The following is a 14,975-nucleotide window of genomic DNA, read 5'->3' on the forward strand; positions in this document are numbered from 1 at the left end:
CTTTATTAGGTTAGAATCTGACTTTTCCTTGTTAGTTGGTGAACAAAGAGCGAGGCTTCATGTGAATTTTCGATTTTTCGTGTTTTTTTGTTTTATTTGGGAAATATATTAGTAACTTATGATGGTTGGTGGTGTTAAAATGATTTCGTTTAAAAGGTTGTTAATTGGCAGGCCCCTAAATCCAATGAATTAGGAGAACAAAAAATTAATAAAACAAAAGCTTTGGCGATTTTGTCATCGGATGCTTTATCCTCTGTTGCATATGGACCAGAGCAAATTTTATTAGTGCTTATAACGGTAGGGACAACTGCTTATTGGTATTCGCTGCCTATTGCTGTTGGTGTGTTAGTTTTATTAATAGCGTTAATATTATCTTATCGTCAAATTATTTTTGCGTATCCCCATGGTGGTGGAGCATATGTTGTTTCAAAAAATAATTTAGGTATTAATTCTGGTTTAATTGCAGGAAGTTCTTTATTAGTTGATTATATTTTAACGGTAGCGGTAAGTGTTTCTGCGGGAACAGATGCCATTACCTCAGCATTTCCTGCTTTGCATCCATATAACATTATTATATCTATTTTCTTCGTTATTTTTATTACCGTTTTAAATTTAAGAGGTGTAACGGAATCCGCTTCCATCTTGGCTTACCCAGTGTATTTATTTGTACTAGCCTTATTTATCATGATTGGTGTAGGAATGTTTCAAGTTGTAACAGGCAATGTTTCTGCAGATTTGTCTGCACCAATTGGTACGCCTGTAGGTGGAATCACTTTGTTTCTCCTTCTAAGAGCGTTTGCTTCTGGGAGTTCAGCCTTAACTGGCGTAGAGGCTATATCCAATGCTATACCTAATTTTAAGGATCCCGCTCCTAATAACGCTGCGAAGACGTTAATTGCAATGGGAATTTTACTTGCCATATTATTCACAGGAATTGTATGTTTAGCCTATTTTTATGGGGTTTCCCCTAAGGAAGAGGTCACAGTAGTATCTCAAATAGCAGAAAATATATTTGGCAGAAACTTTATGTATTTTTTTATCCAAGGAACGACTGCTTTAATTCTTATTTTAGCAGCTAATACTGGATATACTGCCTTTCCATTATTAGCAGTAAACCTAGCCAAAGATAAATTCATCCCAAGAATGTTTACAGCAAGGGGAGATCGCCTAGGATACTCTAATGGGATAATTATTTTGGGACTGTTGTCTATCATTCTAATCATAGCGTTTAAAGGAAAAACAGAACAATTAATCCCATTATATGCAGTAGGTGTTTTTATTCCTTTTACACTATCTCAAACAGGAATGATTTTTAAATGGCTGCGTGAGAAGCCTGCTGGTTGGAAATTTAAATTAACAATCAACACAATTGGTGCTCTCATAAGTTTTGTCGTAACCATTATGTTCTTTCTTACAAAATTTGTACAAGTATGGCCAGTTTTAATTTTTATCCCTATCATTGTGTTTTTATTTTATAGAATAAAAAGGCACTATGATTCAGTAGGAGAGCAATTACGTGTTATTAAAAGTGAACTAATCTCGGGAAATGTTATTGTTGTACCAGTGGCAGGAATGACCCAAGTGGTTAACAATTCTTTAGCTTATGCAAAAGCCTTAAATCCTAAAAAAATTATTGCTGTATATGTTGCGTTTAATCGAGAAGAAGAAAAGAAATTTGAAGAAAAATGGAATGCATGGCAGCCTAATGTACGTCTTGTAACCTTACATTCTCATTATCGAAGTATTATTCAACTTTTAACAAAATTTATAGATACAGTTGAACATAAAGCAACGGAATCAAATTATCGGGTAACTGTGATAATACCACAGTTTATTGTAAGAAAAGGTTGGCATAATATTCTTCATAACCAATCGAGTTTACGTATAAAAACATACCTTTTATATAGACGAAATGTTGTAGTTGCAACAGTACCATATCATTTAAAAGAATAATTCATACAAAATTCCTATGGAGACTTGTGCCTAGTTTCCACCATCTAACAAGGAAATGCCAGATTCAAATACCTGGCATTTTCTTATTAATCAATCGTTTGTTTAGTTTTTAACCGTTGTTCAAGTGCATGGATCATAAATAGGAAATGGTCAGCTTCCCGAACGACATGATCAGCAAGCAGGGGATTTATTACACTTTTAATTTGGCAACTTTTAATAAGGTCTAATCCAGCTTTTTTGAAATTTCTCAGTTCTGTTGCGGCATTTTCACTATCCTTATTCATTTTACCAATAATAGGATAGGTAGGCTTTTTATGATACAGCATTGATTCAACATCTCTTGCTTGATTTAAAAGTGTTTCAAAATCGTCCCCAAATTTTCTTGCTGTGTTAATTAAATTACGTTCGGACTGATCTAACAGAGAAGCAATGAATCGGGAGTGCTCCATCATGATCCGCAGCCAAAAAACGTTTTCGCTAATGATGGCATCTTGAACGGGATCCATAATTCCTTTATTGAATTTTTTTAAGGTTCGTATAAAGTATTCTGCTTCCCGTGCGATATGATCAACGAGTAAGGGGAAGTTAAATCCACTAATTTTACAGTTAATAATAAGAATAAGGAGATTTCTTTTAAAATTGCGGAAACCAGCTACCAAGTCTATGGAATCCTCATTTAATTTCCTTACTAAACCAACGTTTTGAGGTGTCTGATAGGCACGTTTTTCCTGTTGCTCAAAGAAATGATAAAAGCGATCTGCTTGTTCAATATGCTTAGTATCTTTTTTGTTAAATCCTTCCCCAAGAAACAAGGCATGTTCTTTCATAATCCTCAACCAAAATTTATTTTCCGTTAAAGAACGTTCTACAAACAATTGTTCAGTCAGCGATTCTGGCTTTGCGGCAAACGATTCAGGTGGCAGCAGCATTTTGTTGTATTGGTCTGTGCTTACATGACCAGGAATCTGAGGATGATTTTGCATTCTAACTCCTCCCACTATAATTTAAGTTCAACTATATATATGTAGAAATAACTTCATAAATGTATGGGTGCTAAAAAATAACATAGCGGTTCATTAGAATGGTTATTTTTGAATTAGACTCCAATGCAGACGAAGTTATATTCTTTTTTTGATTTCCTCTTAATACATTATTATGGAAAAAAGAAAAAAGGAGTTTTGCTGATGAACGTATCTATATCGGGTTTCATGATTGATTTAGACGGAGCGAATTCCCTGCATGCACACAATCTCTATATAACAAGTTGGAATGGAAGACCAGTACACGTTCATAAATTTTCAGGCGTTACTTCATTTGATAATGGTCACAGACACCAATATGCTGGTACAACGGAACCTGCTCCAAGTGGTGTTCCACATACTCATCGATACTTTACATTCACTTCTTTTGATGATGGGCACAAGCATGAGATTAGAGGGGTAACTGGACCTGCAATTTCCCTTCCTAACGGTGGACATTATCATGAATTTCGTGGCAGTACGACTGTAAATGGAGCAAATCCCCATAGACATAGGTATAGTGGTAGAACAAGAGAATAATTTTTTGACAAAAAAACCTAATCTCTCATTCGTAGCAGAGAGATTAGGTTTTTAAAGTTATTTTATTATTAGGCTCTGTTAAACGATCATGTTGTTTATAGGAAGGGAATCTGTGAGACTCCTGCAGAAAAACGTGCTGGCAAGACCCCCAGTGAGGTACAAGCGAGGGAGGCTTGTCATCTTTTTAAATGAAACTTAAATCTTTATTTCCATTGTCCATAACGATGCTTTTTATAATTTTTAGTAAACCTTCTGCATCGTTTAAATTAACTAACTCTACAGGTGAGTGAGAGTATCTACGCGGAGTAGCCAATGTTGCAACCGCAACTCCATTACTTATAAAAGATGGATTTGCTGCATCTGTCAGATAGTTTTCCCCTACTAATGTAATATATTGTATCGGTACATTTACTTTTTCAGATTGCTCTTTAATTAATTCTTTTACTTTCGGGTGAATAACAGAGTGTAAACTTCTTTCTCTAGAACCGTACGAAATAGGACAGACAGGACCGTTGCCGAGGTACACTGGAAGTACATTCTTTGTGTCGATATCTGGTGTGTCCCCAGATGGAATGGTATCTAAAACAATGGCATAATCAGGTTTTATCTTATCTACGACCGCAGAGATGCCACGAAGACTAACTTCTTCTTGAACATTAATCGCAATATATAAAGTTCCTGCAAAATCTTTGTCTTTTAGTTGATGGAGTAATTCAATTAGGATGGCACAATGAATTCTATTATCTACAGACTTTGTAGAGATTAAATCTGGATCACACATTTCTGTAAAATCACTTTGGAATACGATAGGGTCTCCAATCTCGATTCCTATACTTTCTACTTTTTCTTTTGAAGTCAGCCCTAAATCAATATAACATTCACGTACCGTCTTTACCTTTCTACTTTCTTCAGGTGTTTGTAAATGACCAGCTTTTATCCCGATGATGCCAGGGATTTTTCTGCTAGTTATCCATACTTTTCTTCCGAGAAGCAATTGATCAGAAGCGCCTCCTATCTTATCAAACGAAATGAAGCCATCATCTGAGATATTCTTTACACAAAAACCTATTTCATCAGAGTGGGCAGAGAACATTAGCTTTGGTCCACTGGCTTTACCATGTTTCACAGCTATAATGTTTCCGTTATTATCTACATTTACTTCATCTGCTACTAAGGACAAATATTCTTTCAAATAGCTTACTACTTCTTGCTCAAAACCAGAAACCCCAACCATTCCAGATAATTCCTTAAAATATTTTTTTATGTTTTCTTTCATAAAGACCCTCCCAATGTTGTAAAGAATAAAATTGGATAACGTATTATGTATTATTGTTTGAAAATTCTATCTATTTTGTATATTGTTTATTATAGATTTTTAAAACTTTGGAAGTCAATGACATTGAAAATAAGATTAATAGAAATTTTTAATTACTGGAAATATACACAAACACCTCTTTTCGACTACAATTGACTGATGTCTGAGAGGTGTTCCTTAAAATTATTTAAAAAGTTTCATTCTTTTCCCAAGATTCAACAGTTAAATAGGCAGTATGCGCATCCATGCCTTTACCCAGCAAATAAGCCATTGCTGCAACTTCTTGTAATGCATGTTTATATGAAGTTGCTTTTGATTCTTTTAAGCCATATTGAACAAAAGGGTCAATGCTGTTTAATGTTTGTGCTTTTAAATGAGGGGATAAAGGCTGTTTTATTTGTTGCTGTGCCCATATTTCAGATTGTGGGTATTGCGGAAACTGTCTAACGTGTTGCGGTTGATGATAAGGATATGAATGATTCATTTTTTTCTCCTTTCTTATTGCGATTATTTCGTAATATAATATGCTCCATGAATGTCCCATGGACTAGACAGATGCCTAGTAGGATATTTATTACCAGATAATCAATGACTCTCTTTACTTGAAATTTTCCCAATCTAAGTGCTCTATTTCATGACGGCTTTTCACTACATGAGTTAACCATTTCATATTCCCAGCAAATTGTGGTGAGCAGACAAATGGTATATTTTTTCCTCGATCAGGCAGGACACAGCGTATAGAACATTTGTAAATTGTTTCATCATCTGCTTTTTCGAGATGGTGGCTATAATGTGGAACGAGCTCAAATTGGTATCCTTTTGCAAGAGAATCAAAATATTTAGTAGAGACTATTTGTTTCATTTGAAGATATGTAAATTCATCTAATGCCCAACGAATGATAAAATCACCTTCAATTAGAGGTAATGTAACCTTCATAAAACTCCCTAGCTCATCTCTTGAAACCTTTATAATTTTGAAATTTGTGGCTGGTTTTAGCATAGGAGGACCCTCCGTTTATTTGAAATATAAATCACTCTACAAATACATTTCCATAATCACATAACTAATCCCACCTTTTTCAAATACTTGATCTGTCTCTTTTAAGCCGAACTTTTGATAGAAGCTGGTTTTATTTTGGCGGGCGTTGCACCAAAGTCTTTTAACTCCTAGCTTTTTTGCTTCTGTAATGACATGATTCAGCAATTTGCTGCCAATCCCTTTTCCTTGCTCTTCTTCTAGAGTTGCAAACTTTCTAAATTGAGCATGATCCTGCTCGATAAATAGGGTAATAATAGATACCAGTCTATCACTTTGGAACAAGCCAAAATGAACGCTTTCCTCGTCATTAGCTAATTTAATATATTCTATATCTTTATTTGGCCACATTACTTTATGTCTCAGTTCCCAAGTTTGTTCTTTACTGATGCGTTTGATTTCCATTTTTTATCCTCCGATTGTTTAGTACTCTTCTAATCTTTATGAATTAAATCTAGTAAAATATGTCGAAATGGTCAATTAAGTTGTAGATAAATTCATTTCTTTTCAAGAAGATTTGAAACTTGACGAAGTGATTATTCCATGCTAGTTTATATGCGTGTGCATACATTTTGTAGATGAAGCTGAATTGTTCTATATTATAGTATAAAATGGACGTGAGGAAAGGTGTGAAAAACTTGAACAAATTAAAAGAAAATAAACGATTACGGCTTGCTTTATTACTTGGATCACTTGCACTTTTAGGTCCTTTTTCAATCGATATGTATTTGCCCTCATTCCCAACTATCGTGGAAGATTATAAGACAAATGCATCTTTAGTACAAATTAGTTTAACAACATGTCTTTTAGGTTTAGGTATTGGGCAGTTGATCATTGGTCCAATGAGTGATGTTCAAGGCCGCCGCAAACCATTGCTAACCTTCCTAATTTTGTATTTATTATCTTCTCTTGCATGTGCGTTTTCACCGAATATTTATTTTTTTATCGGTGCTCGTTTTATTCAAGGGTTTGCAGCAGCTAGTGGCCTCGTTATTTCTAGGGCGATTGTTCGTGATGTTTATAGCGGGAAAGAACTGACCAAATTTTTTGCCTTATTGATGCTCGTAAACAATCTTGGTCCAATTATTGCTCCTGTAACTGGAGGGAGTATCCTCACTTTTACAAATTGGACTGGGGTTTTTATTATGTTGGCTTGTGTTGGCATAGTATTATTTTTAACCGTCTCATGGAAACTAGAAGAAACCTTGCCTGAAGAAAACCGTGTGTCAAGCAACTTTTCACAAGTGTTAAAGAATTTTATTTCTTTGTTAAAAGATCGCCAGTTTGCAGGTTATGTTCTAACACAAGGATTTATCATTGCTGGAGTATTTGCATATGTATCTGGTACACCTTTTGTTTATCAAAATGTGTATGGGGTATCTCCTCAAGTATTCAGTTTATTATTTGGCATGAATGGAATTGCTTTAATGATTGGAAGCCAGCTAGTCGGTCGATTTACCGATGTTATTTCAGAGAAAACTTTCTTGCAAATAGGTTTATTTTTGTCTACTTTATCGGGTGCTGTGTTGCTTGTGGCTATTCTATTGCATGCACCACTATTGGCAGTCGTCATTCCGATTTTCTTTATTGTCTCTTCCATTGGAATTATTGCAACAACTTCCTTTTCCTTAGCAATGGAGTCACAAGGCCATATTGCAGGAAGCGCCTCTGCACTTTTAGGTTTATTGCCTTTTATTCTTGGCTCATTAACGGCACCCCTTGTTGGAATAAGCGGAGAAAATACAGCTGTCCCTATGGGGATTATTATTTTTTCAGCTAGCTTTATAGCCTTGCTATCCTATTATGGACTTGTTAGAAAAGGTCATAGTGCGGTACAAACTTTAAAATAGTTATTAGTGAGCGGTTCAAAAGGAGAATACATATTGTCATGACTAATATGTATTCTCCTTTTATTAAATTAAATGGTCATTTCTTGAATAAGAAATCGCTAACTGAAAAATGATTCTTGGCTATTGCTCTCATAAATTCTTGAACTACCTCCCCAAGAGTGGTATCCGTCACCTATATAAGTGAATCCATATTTTTCATAGTATCCAATATGGTCAGTACAGAGGAAAACTTTATTGAATCCTGCTTTATAGGCATCAGCTTTAGCACGTAAAAGCAGCTCTTTACCTAAAGATCTACCACGATAGCTTTTTTCAATATAAAGTGAACAGAACCAAGGCCATAAATCCATACGACTAATAAAATCATTGCTGATAAGCCCTGCACAGCCAATAATGTTACCTGAATCCACCATCAAATACCAAATAGGGAGGGGACTATCTGTTGTTATGCTGTGTGTAATACAGTCCTCATAAACTTTCATATTGTTTTCGTTTGCCCACTTGCTTTGAAAATATTTAATCGCTTTTGCTTTATATTCTGGATGTTCTCTAACGTTAATAATTTGCATAATAAATTTCCCCTTTGTTGTCTTATCTATATTGAACTACTTTTATCATACCTTGGTTTTTATTACAAAAGATGTTCTTTATGCTTTGAAAATTTTAAGTACATAATTGCTATTTTTACGATAAAATAAGAAGTTGAAATGAATAATAATGTATGGAGGAAAACAATTAATGCTTGATTTGCCAAATTGTCCAAAATGTAGTTCAGAATATACGTATGAAGATGGAAGTCTATTCGTTTGTCCAGAGTGTGCACATGAGTGGACGTTAGAAACAGAAGCCGACGATGTGAAAGTAATTAAAGATGCAAATGGGAATGTCTTAAACGATGGTGATTCTATATCCATTATTAAAGATCTTAAAGTAAAAGGCAGCTCATCCGTTTTGAAAATAGGAACAAAAGTAAAAAATATCCGTTTGGTTGATGGGGATCATGATATTGAATGTAAAATTGATGGATTCGGTGCTATGAAGCTAAAGTCAGAATTTGTTAAAAAGATCTAATCCCTTTTATACAGTAAGTCTCCACACTAAAGATAATCTATAGTTGAATGAGGCGTCTATTAGACAAAATGAGGAGTTTTTTGGTAGTTTTGTCTTTGATAATACGTCTATTAGACAAAATGAGGAGCTTTTTTGGTAGTTTTGTCTTTGATAAGGTGTTTATTAGACAAAATGAGGAGTTTTTTTGGTAGTTTTGTCTTTGATAATGCGTCTATTAGACAAAATGAGGAGTTTTTTTGGTAGTTTTGTCTTTGATAATGCGTCTATTAGACAAAATGAGGAGCTTTTTTGGTAGTTTTGTCTTTGATAAGGTGTCTATTAGACAAAAAGAGGAGCTTTTCCTTAGTTTTGTCTAATAAACACTTAATTATGCTTAATTCCAACAATCCAATACCCAATCTTTTTTACGAATACCCGAAACATAAGGGTTTCCTTTTACATAATAACGTAACGGTGCTAATGTCCATTCTTCTTTATTAGGTATTCCGATGCGAGGTGTTGTGATCATCTCTTTCGGGATTTTGCTGTTGGCTTCGTCAATAAATAAATGCTTTTCATTTAAGGTGCTGCCATCTAAAGCTTTTGTAATCGCCATTGCTTTTGTTAATTTTCCAGGCCCATTGCTGACGAGAATTCCAGTATTATTCCGGTTTAACTCCATCTGTTCTATCCCTGCAACAGGCTCTATAGCCCGAATAAGCACGGCTTGAGGGTCGCCGGCCTTTTTTGTGACGATGTTTAACATATGATGTGTGTGCATCATATAAATATAAATCGTTCCACCTTGTTGATACATAGATTCAAGCCTAGCAGTACGTTTTCCAGCATAACTGTGGCAAGCAATATCTATTTCTCCAACATAAGCTTCCGTTTCCACGATAAAGCCACTAAATAAACAAGACGGCGTTTTATGAATTAGCAACTTGCCTAAAAGCTGCTGGGCAATTTCTTCCGTAGAAAGGTTTATAAAATCAATCATGCTAAGTTATTCTCCATTTCTTCCTTATAACCGCTTTTCTTAAGCTTCCCTCATTTTTCTCCAGGAAACAGAAAAGGCTATTTTCCATAAAACAGCTAATGCAAGTATTACCACAGCTAAGTAAATATAGGTGCCAAACAATATTTTACTAATAAAATAATGCAAGCCGGCCAGCAGCGGAACAATTAATATTAAGACAAAGATCTGCCAATTGTTGTTTTGGTTTATCGAATCAAATGATTCTGAGAACGGCAGTGCTTTTTCCATACATAAAAAACAAATAACAGCATAGATGCAGCCATTAACGAAGACAGCAAGAAGATCAGGCCATATTCGTATCCCGAATAAAAGGGCAAAAATAACACTTAGAAGCAAATACAATGGTAAAAAAAGTTTCACGATAAAAGCTTTTATTGTCCCGCTGAAGACAGGGTAGAGCCCTTTTAAAGGCGTGATAGAATAAATCCAGGCACCACGGTATTTTCCCGAAAATCTTACCATATAAAGAACCGTTGGAATGATAATTAAACTAAAGTAAATCGTAAAGTAGGATTTACTGGTGGAAAAATGAATCCCTTCGTCTGATTGAAAGTTGGTTAGTAAAAAGATAAAAGGGATGACAAGGGAAAACCCTAATGATGGATATACTTTCAGTTTGAAATCACGTTCGTTTTTCATCATCAAGCCAGCAAATCGAAAGAATGTTCGTTCTTCTTTTGTAAAACAAATACATTTTAACAGCAACTCTCTTACTTTGCTGCGTCTTTTTTGTTTACCCGCTATTGTTTTTGCAAGCTTTTGCAAGTTTTTTTCAAATAACGGCATGAGGCGAATATAAACAGCAAATGCAAGGATCGGAATAACGATGCCGCAAAGTGCCAAAACAGCATAAAACGGTGTAAACTCCCCTTTCATCGCTAGTTCAATTATTGCTGCAAACCAAATAGGAGAAATAAACACATGCCACCATTGTGGATCGAAAACATATTGTATATGAACTAATTCAAAAGATCGAACAAGCACTTGGTAGCCAATCATTACAGATAAGGATAATGCAATTTGCACATAATTAATGATGTCTTTCAGCTTTTCGCCATCAAAAAATTGTAAAACGAATAAATACAATAATGCCGTTATCACGACAATAAATATATTAATTAAAATAACACAAACAATCATGGTGAGGAAAAAGAGAACACCGACTTTTACTAATCCAACTATTAACGGAATGCCAATGATGGAGAGCGTGAGCAAGGTTAAATAGATAAAAATATGAACTGCTTTTGCAGCGTGGATCGTTTTTTTATTAATTGGTTTTGTGAATAAAATATTTTGGTCTCTAATATCCAAAAGGACGGATGAAAAATCGGAAATCATTGAGGTCATCACTAAAAACATGAGGATGCCGAATGCAATGCTCATTTGAAAAAGATAATTATCTCCTATGATGATGAATGGAATGATAAAAAGCCCGAAAAGTATGTAAATCCATAAAGATTTTATGTAGCCATTACTGTCTTTTTTATTTTTCTGTTTTGATCTTTGTTGATTAAAAATAGTCGGCACTCTGCGTTGATCCATTGTAAGCTTAATTTGCAGAATCTTTCTCATTAACTCGTAATTTACTCCGAAGCGGTTAAATAAAGGCTCGAATCGATCTAATAGTTTAAGGGTAAAAAAATCTTTCATCTCTATTTTTACACCTCTTCCATAACGGAAATGAATCTAGCACCGATTTCCTTATGCTCGCTAAAGCCTGTTAATTGATTAAAAATGGATTCGAGCGATCCCTCTGTGTTTTGCTGCTTTAATTGTTCAAACGTTCCATCTGCAGCAATTTTTCCATCATAAAGAAGGATGATTCTGCTGCTGATTTTCTCGACAACATCCATAATATGAGATGAGTAGAATATGGTTTTTCCATTAGAAGCCATTTGCGTAAGTATTTCTTTAAAAATCATCACACTATTTGCATCCAGCCCATTAATAGGTTCATCAAAAAACAATAATTCAGGATTATGCAATAAACTAGAAATAATGAGCAATTTTTGCCTCATTCCTTTTGAATAAGAAGAGATTCTAGTATGAAAAACTTCGCCAATTCCGAATAATTCCATTAATGTTTTTGCTTTATATTCGACAAGATCAAAGGATAATCCATATAGCTCGCCGATGAAGGTTAAATATTCATAAGCAGTTAAGTTATCATATACCTCCGCTATTTCTGGAACATAGCCAATTCTTTGTTTGTATGCTATGTCACCGTCTGCAATGTCCTTTCCAAAGATCTTCACTTCACCAGCAAATTCCTCTTCCAGGCCAAGCAGTATTTTCACGGTCGTGCTTTTTCCAGCCCCGTTTGGACCGATATAACCTATAATTTCTCCTTTTTTTACTTCGAGTGAAACGCCTTTTAACACTTCTTTTGATCCATAATTCTTTCGTAAATCTTGAATAGATAAAATGGTTTCGTTAAACATTTTTTATATCATCTCCCATGTTATGTGCTTATTCTATGTTAACATATTATGGGAATTGCAGAAGGTAGTTTTATTGAACATTTTGGTATTTTTATAAAGTATAGTAACGAAGAAACCATTTAGCGAAGTAAAGAATCTTTATGAGAAAATGGAAGAAGTTTTGAGGAAAGAAGCTTAAAAATTTTATACACTGTCGAAAATCACCCCGATTATCGTTTTATAGAAGGTATGATGGACTGATTTTTTTGCTTTTCATAATTCGACAAATCCACGATATTTTTATCGTTTCCTGAATTTCCAGTAAAACACCAAATGTACTCTAGGCGATCTTAATAGTAAAAAGAAAGCCTATTATTTCAATGATTATTAATACAAGTATAATATATTTAATAAAGTTGTAAATAAAATGAAATAATATAAATCTAGTGTAATTTGTCGATTTAAGTTATATTGTTTATGTAATAATTGTAAGGAGGAGAATAATGAGACATTGGTTTAAAGTTGCTTGCATGATCATATTAAGTTTTTTCGTAATCGGAAATTTTCAGCAAGATGTTCAAGCAAGCAGTAAAAGTACAACATATTATGTTGCAAAAACAGCAAATCTTTATAATGGTACATCAAGTAAAAAGAAACAAATTGACGTAGTGGATATTAATAATAAATTGACGACTAAAACATCTAAATATAGTAAAATGTACGAAGTAACATACAAAGGGAAAAAAGGCTATGTATATGCAAGTCGTCTTTCAACAAAACCAGTAACAGTAACGAAATATGTCGACGAAAAGTCAAATTTATACGACAAAACAAAAAAGAAAAAAATCGCAACACTCGAAATTAATACAAAAGTGACAACAACAAGCCCGCTATCAGATAAAATGGTAGAGGTAACATACAAAGGGAAAAAAGGCTATATCTATATAAGCCGTCTTTCAAGCAAGCCAGTACCAGTAACTTACTTTATTACAGAAAAAACTAATTTATATGACAGCAGCAAAAAGAAAAAAATCGCAAACTTAGAAATTAATGCAAAAGTGACAACAGCAAGTTTACTATCAGATAAAATGGTAGAAGTAACATACAATGGCAAAAAAGGTTATGTTTATACAAACCGTTTAGCAACAAAAGGCAAACAATTTACTGTGTATGCATCTAAGTTGGATTCTTCAAAAGCACCTGTTTCTGTGCCGGTTTATGGTAAGAACAATGTGTTGCTTGCACAAGTGCCTACTAATACTAAGCTAGTAACAACTAGTGTTTTATCAGAAAAAACATATGAAGTTCTTTACAATGGTCAAATAGCATATGTACGTTCTTCGGATACGTCTGCAAAACCTTATTCTAATAATAATAGTTATGGCATCTCCCATATTACTCAATATCAGATGGAGCAAATTGTACAACAACAAAACAGTGAAGAATTTAAAGTTCCAGCATTTGATGGAACTAAAATAAGAAACATCCCTTCTGCAAAAGGGTATGATAAGTTTGGCAACTTAATTAATTTAGACGTGTGGGATACTTGGCCATTGCAAGATGGAAACGGACAAGTAGCAACGTATAATGGATACAATATTGTTTTTGGCTTAGCTGGGAATCCGATTGACAGTGAGGATACCTTCGTTTATATGTTCTATCAAAAAGCAGGTGAGACATCACTTGACAGCTGGAAAAACGCTGGGAGAGTGTTTGGAGATAGTGATAAATTTGTACCAAATGACCCTTATCTAAAGTATCAAACGCAAGAATGGTCAGGGTCTGCTACCTTAACATCTGATGGGAAAATTCGCTTATTCTATACAGATTTCTCTGGATCACCTGAGGATGGGGGAACTGGATATAGCAAGCAAACTTTAACTACAGCCCAAATTAATGTTTCACAACCAGATAATGAAACAATTAAAATAGAAGGTGTAGAAGATCATAAATCTATTTTTGATGGAGATGGAAAAATCTATCAAAATGTACAACAGTTTATTAATGAGGGTGCATTTAGCACAAAGGATAACCATACGTTAAGAGATCCTCATTATATAGAAGAAAATGGTCGTAAGTTCCTTGTGTTTGAAGGGAATACGGGAACAGAAACCGGCTATCATGGAGATAACTCTCTCTATAATAAGGCTTATTATGGTGGAGATGATAACTACTATATAGAAACTCAAGCTAAACTATTTAATAATGGCAAGAAAAAAATAGCTTCTTTAGCAAACGGTGCAATAGGCATTATTGAGATAAATGACGATTATACGTTAAAAAAAGTGATGCAGCCATTAATTGCATCTAACACGGTAACAGATGAAATTGAACGTGCTAATGTTTTTGAATTAAATGGGAAATGGTATTTGTTTACAAGTTCAAGGGGCTCTAAAATGGCAGTTGATGGTGTAACCAATAACGATATTTATATGCTAGGGTATGTATCAGATTCATTAACTGGAGAATTTAAACCATTAAATGGAACTGGACTTGTTCTTTATATGAATCTTCCAAAAGATGATGTTACGTTCACATACGCTCATTATGCTATTCCGCAAAAAGAAGGCAATAATGTCGTAATTACAAGTTATATGACAAATAGAGGACAATTTATAAATCGCCGTTCTACATTTGCTCCAAGCTTTTTAGTCAACATACAAGGATCTACATCTTCTGTTGTGAAAAACAATATTCTTGAACAGGGGCAAATAACATTGGAAGAAGGTACTTCTTCTTATACAAAGTAAAAT

Annotated in this window: 13 protein-coding genes and 1 pseudogene; 5 read left to right on the forward strand and 9 right to left on the reverse strand. The window is 34.3% G+C overall.

What is annotated here, in order from left to right:
* The first annotated feature begins 139 nt into the window (after positions 1-139).
* Positions 140-1,953 (forward strand): annotated as a pseudogene (gene kimA / locus ACTYA4_RS06660) (potassium transporter KimA).
* Positions 1,954-2,039: 86 nt separating this feature from the next.
* On the opposite strand, the gene ACTYA4_RS06665 reads toward kimA, so the two are convergent.
* Positions 2,040-2,936, reverse strand: a complete 897-nt coding sequence (locus tag ACTYA4_RS06665) for a DUF2935 domain-containing protein (protein WP_443480521.1) — start codon at positions 2,934-2,936, stop codon at positions 2,040-2,042.
* A 201-nt stretch (positions 2,937-3,137) separates the two neighbouring features.
* On the opposite strand from ACTYA4_RS06665, the gene ACTYA4_RS06670 reads away from it, so the two are divergent.
* The gene (locus ACTYA4_RS06670; RefSeq protein WP_443480522.1) at positions 3,138-3,512 is read left to right on the forward strand and encodes a YmaF family protein; all 375 of its coding nucleotides are present in this window, start codon (positions 3,138-3,140) and stop codon (positions 3,510-3,512) included.
* 184 nt (positions 3,513-3,696) lie between these two features.
* Here the strand turns inward: ACTYA4_RS06670 and ACTYA4_RS06675 are convergent, their stop codons facing one another.
* From ACTYA4_RS06675 to ACTYA4_RS06690, 4 genes are all read right to left on the reverse strand, one after another.
* Complete coding sequence (locus ACTYA4_RS06675) at positions 3,697-4,788, reverse strand: M42 family metallopeptidase (protein WP_443480523.1); 1,092 nt, start codon at positions 4,786-4,788, stop codon at positions 3,697-3,699.
* A 226-nt stretch (positions 4,789-5,014) separates the two neighbouring features.
* Positions 5,015-5,311, reverse strand: coding sequence for a hypothetical protein (locus tag ACTYA4_RS06680; protein WP_443480524.1), 297 nt, complete (start codon positions 5,309-5,311; stop codon positions 5,015-5,017).
* A gap of 114 nt (positions 5,312-5,425) precedes the next feature.
* Entirely contained in the window at positions 5,426-5,764 is a 339-nt protein-coding gene (locus ACTYA4_RS06685) for a hypothetical protein (protein WP_445505582.1), read from the reverse strand.
* A 99-nt stretch (positions 5,765-5,863) separates the two neighbouring features.
* Positions 5,864-6,268, reverse strand: coding sequence for a GNAT family N-acetyltransferase (locus ACTYA4_RS06690; protein ID WP_443480526.1), 405 nt, complete (start codon positions 6,266-6,268; stop codon positions 5,864-5,866).
* A gap of 233 nt (positions 6,269-6,501) precedes the next feature.
* Between ACTYA4_RS06690 and ACTYA4_RS06695 the strand changes: the two genes are divergently transcribed.
* On the forward strand, positions 6,502-7,713 hold the full coding sequence (locus ACTYA4_RS06695; protein ID WP_443480527.1) for a Bcr/CflA family multidrug efflux MFS transporter: 1,212 nt from the start codon (positions 6,502-6,504) through the stop codon (positions 7,711-7,713).
* Between the two features lie 98 nt (positions 7,714-7,811).
* Here the strand turns inward: ACTYA4_RS06695 and ACTYA4_RS06700 are convergent, their stop codons facing one another.
* Positions 7,812-8,282, reverse strand: a complete 471-nt coding sequence (locus ACTYA4_RS06700) for a GNAT family N-acetyltransferase (protein ID WP_443480528.1) — start codon at positions 8,280-8,282, stop codon at positions 7,812-7,814.
* A 169-nt stretch (positions 8,283-8,451) separates the two neighbouring features.
* Here ACTYA4_RS06700 and ACTYA4_RS06705 point away from each other — a divergent pair, with 169 nt between their 5' ends.
* Complete coding sequence (locus ACTYA4_RS06705; RefSeq protein ID WP_443480529.1) at positions 8,452-8,784, forward strand: zinc ribbon domain-containing protein YjdM; 333 nt, start codon at positions 8,452-8,454, stop codon at positions 8,782-8,784.
* 373 nt (positions 8,785-9,157) lie between these two features.
* Here ACTYA4_RS06705 and ACTYA4_RS06710 read toward each other — a convergent pair whose 3' ends face one another.
* From ACTYA4_RS06710 to ACTYA4_RS06720, 3 genes are read right to left on the reverse strand one after another with little or no spacing between them, the layout of a single operon-like run.
* The gene (locus ACTYA4_RS06710; RefSeq protein WP_443480617.1) at positions 9,158-9,760 is read right to left on the reverse strand and encodes a DNA-3-methyladenine glycosylase; all 603 of its coding nucleotides are present in this window, start codon (positions 9,758-9,760) and stop codon (positions 9,158-9,160) included.
* A gap of 42 nt (positions 9,761-9,802) precedes the next feature.
* Positions 9,803-11,452, reverse strand: coding sequence for a hypothetical protein (locus tag ACTYA4_RS06715; protein WP_443480530.1), 1,650 nt, complete (start codon positions 11,450-11,452; stop codon positions 9,803-9,805).
* Between the two features lie 8 nt (positions 11,453-11,460).
* The gene (locus ACTYA4_RS06720; RefSeq protein WP_443480531.1) at positions 11,461-12,243 is read right to left on the reverse strand and encodes an ABC transporter ATP-binding protein; all 783 of its coding nucleotides are present in this window, start codon (positions 12,241-12,243) and stop codon (positions 11,461-11,463) included.
* 1,226 nt (positions 12,244-13,469) lie between these two features.
* Between ACTYA4_RS06720 and sacB the strand changes: the two genes are divergently transcribed.
* Complete coding sequence (gene sacB / locus ACTYA4_RS06725) at positions 13,470-14,972, forward strand: levansucrase (protein ID WP_510186487.1); 1,503 nt, start codon at positions 13,470-13,472, stop codon at positions 14,970-14,972.
* The last annotated feature ends 3 nt before the right edge of the window (positions 14,973-14,975 follow it).

The organism is Niallia yueguangensis, from assembly GCF_052663115.1.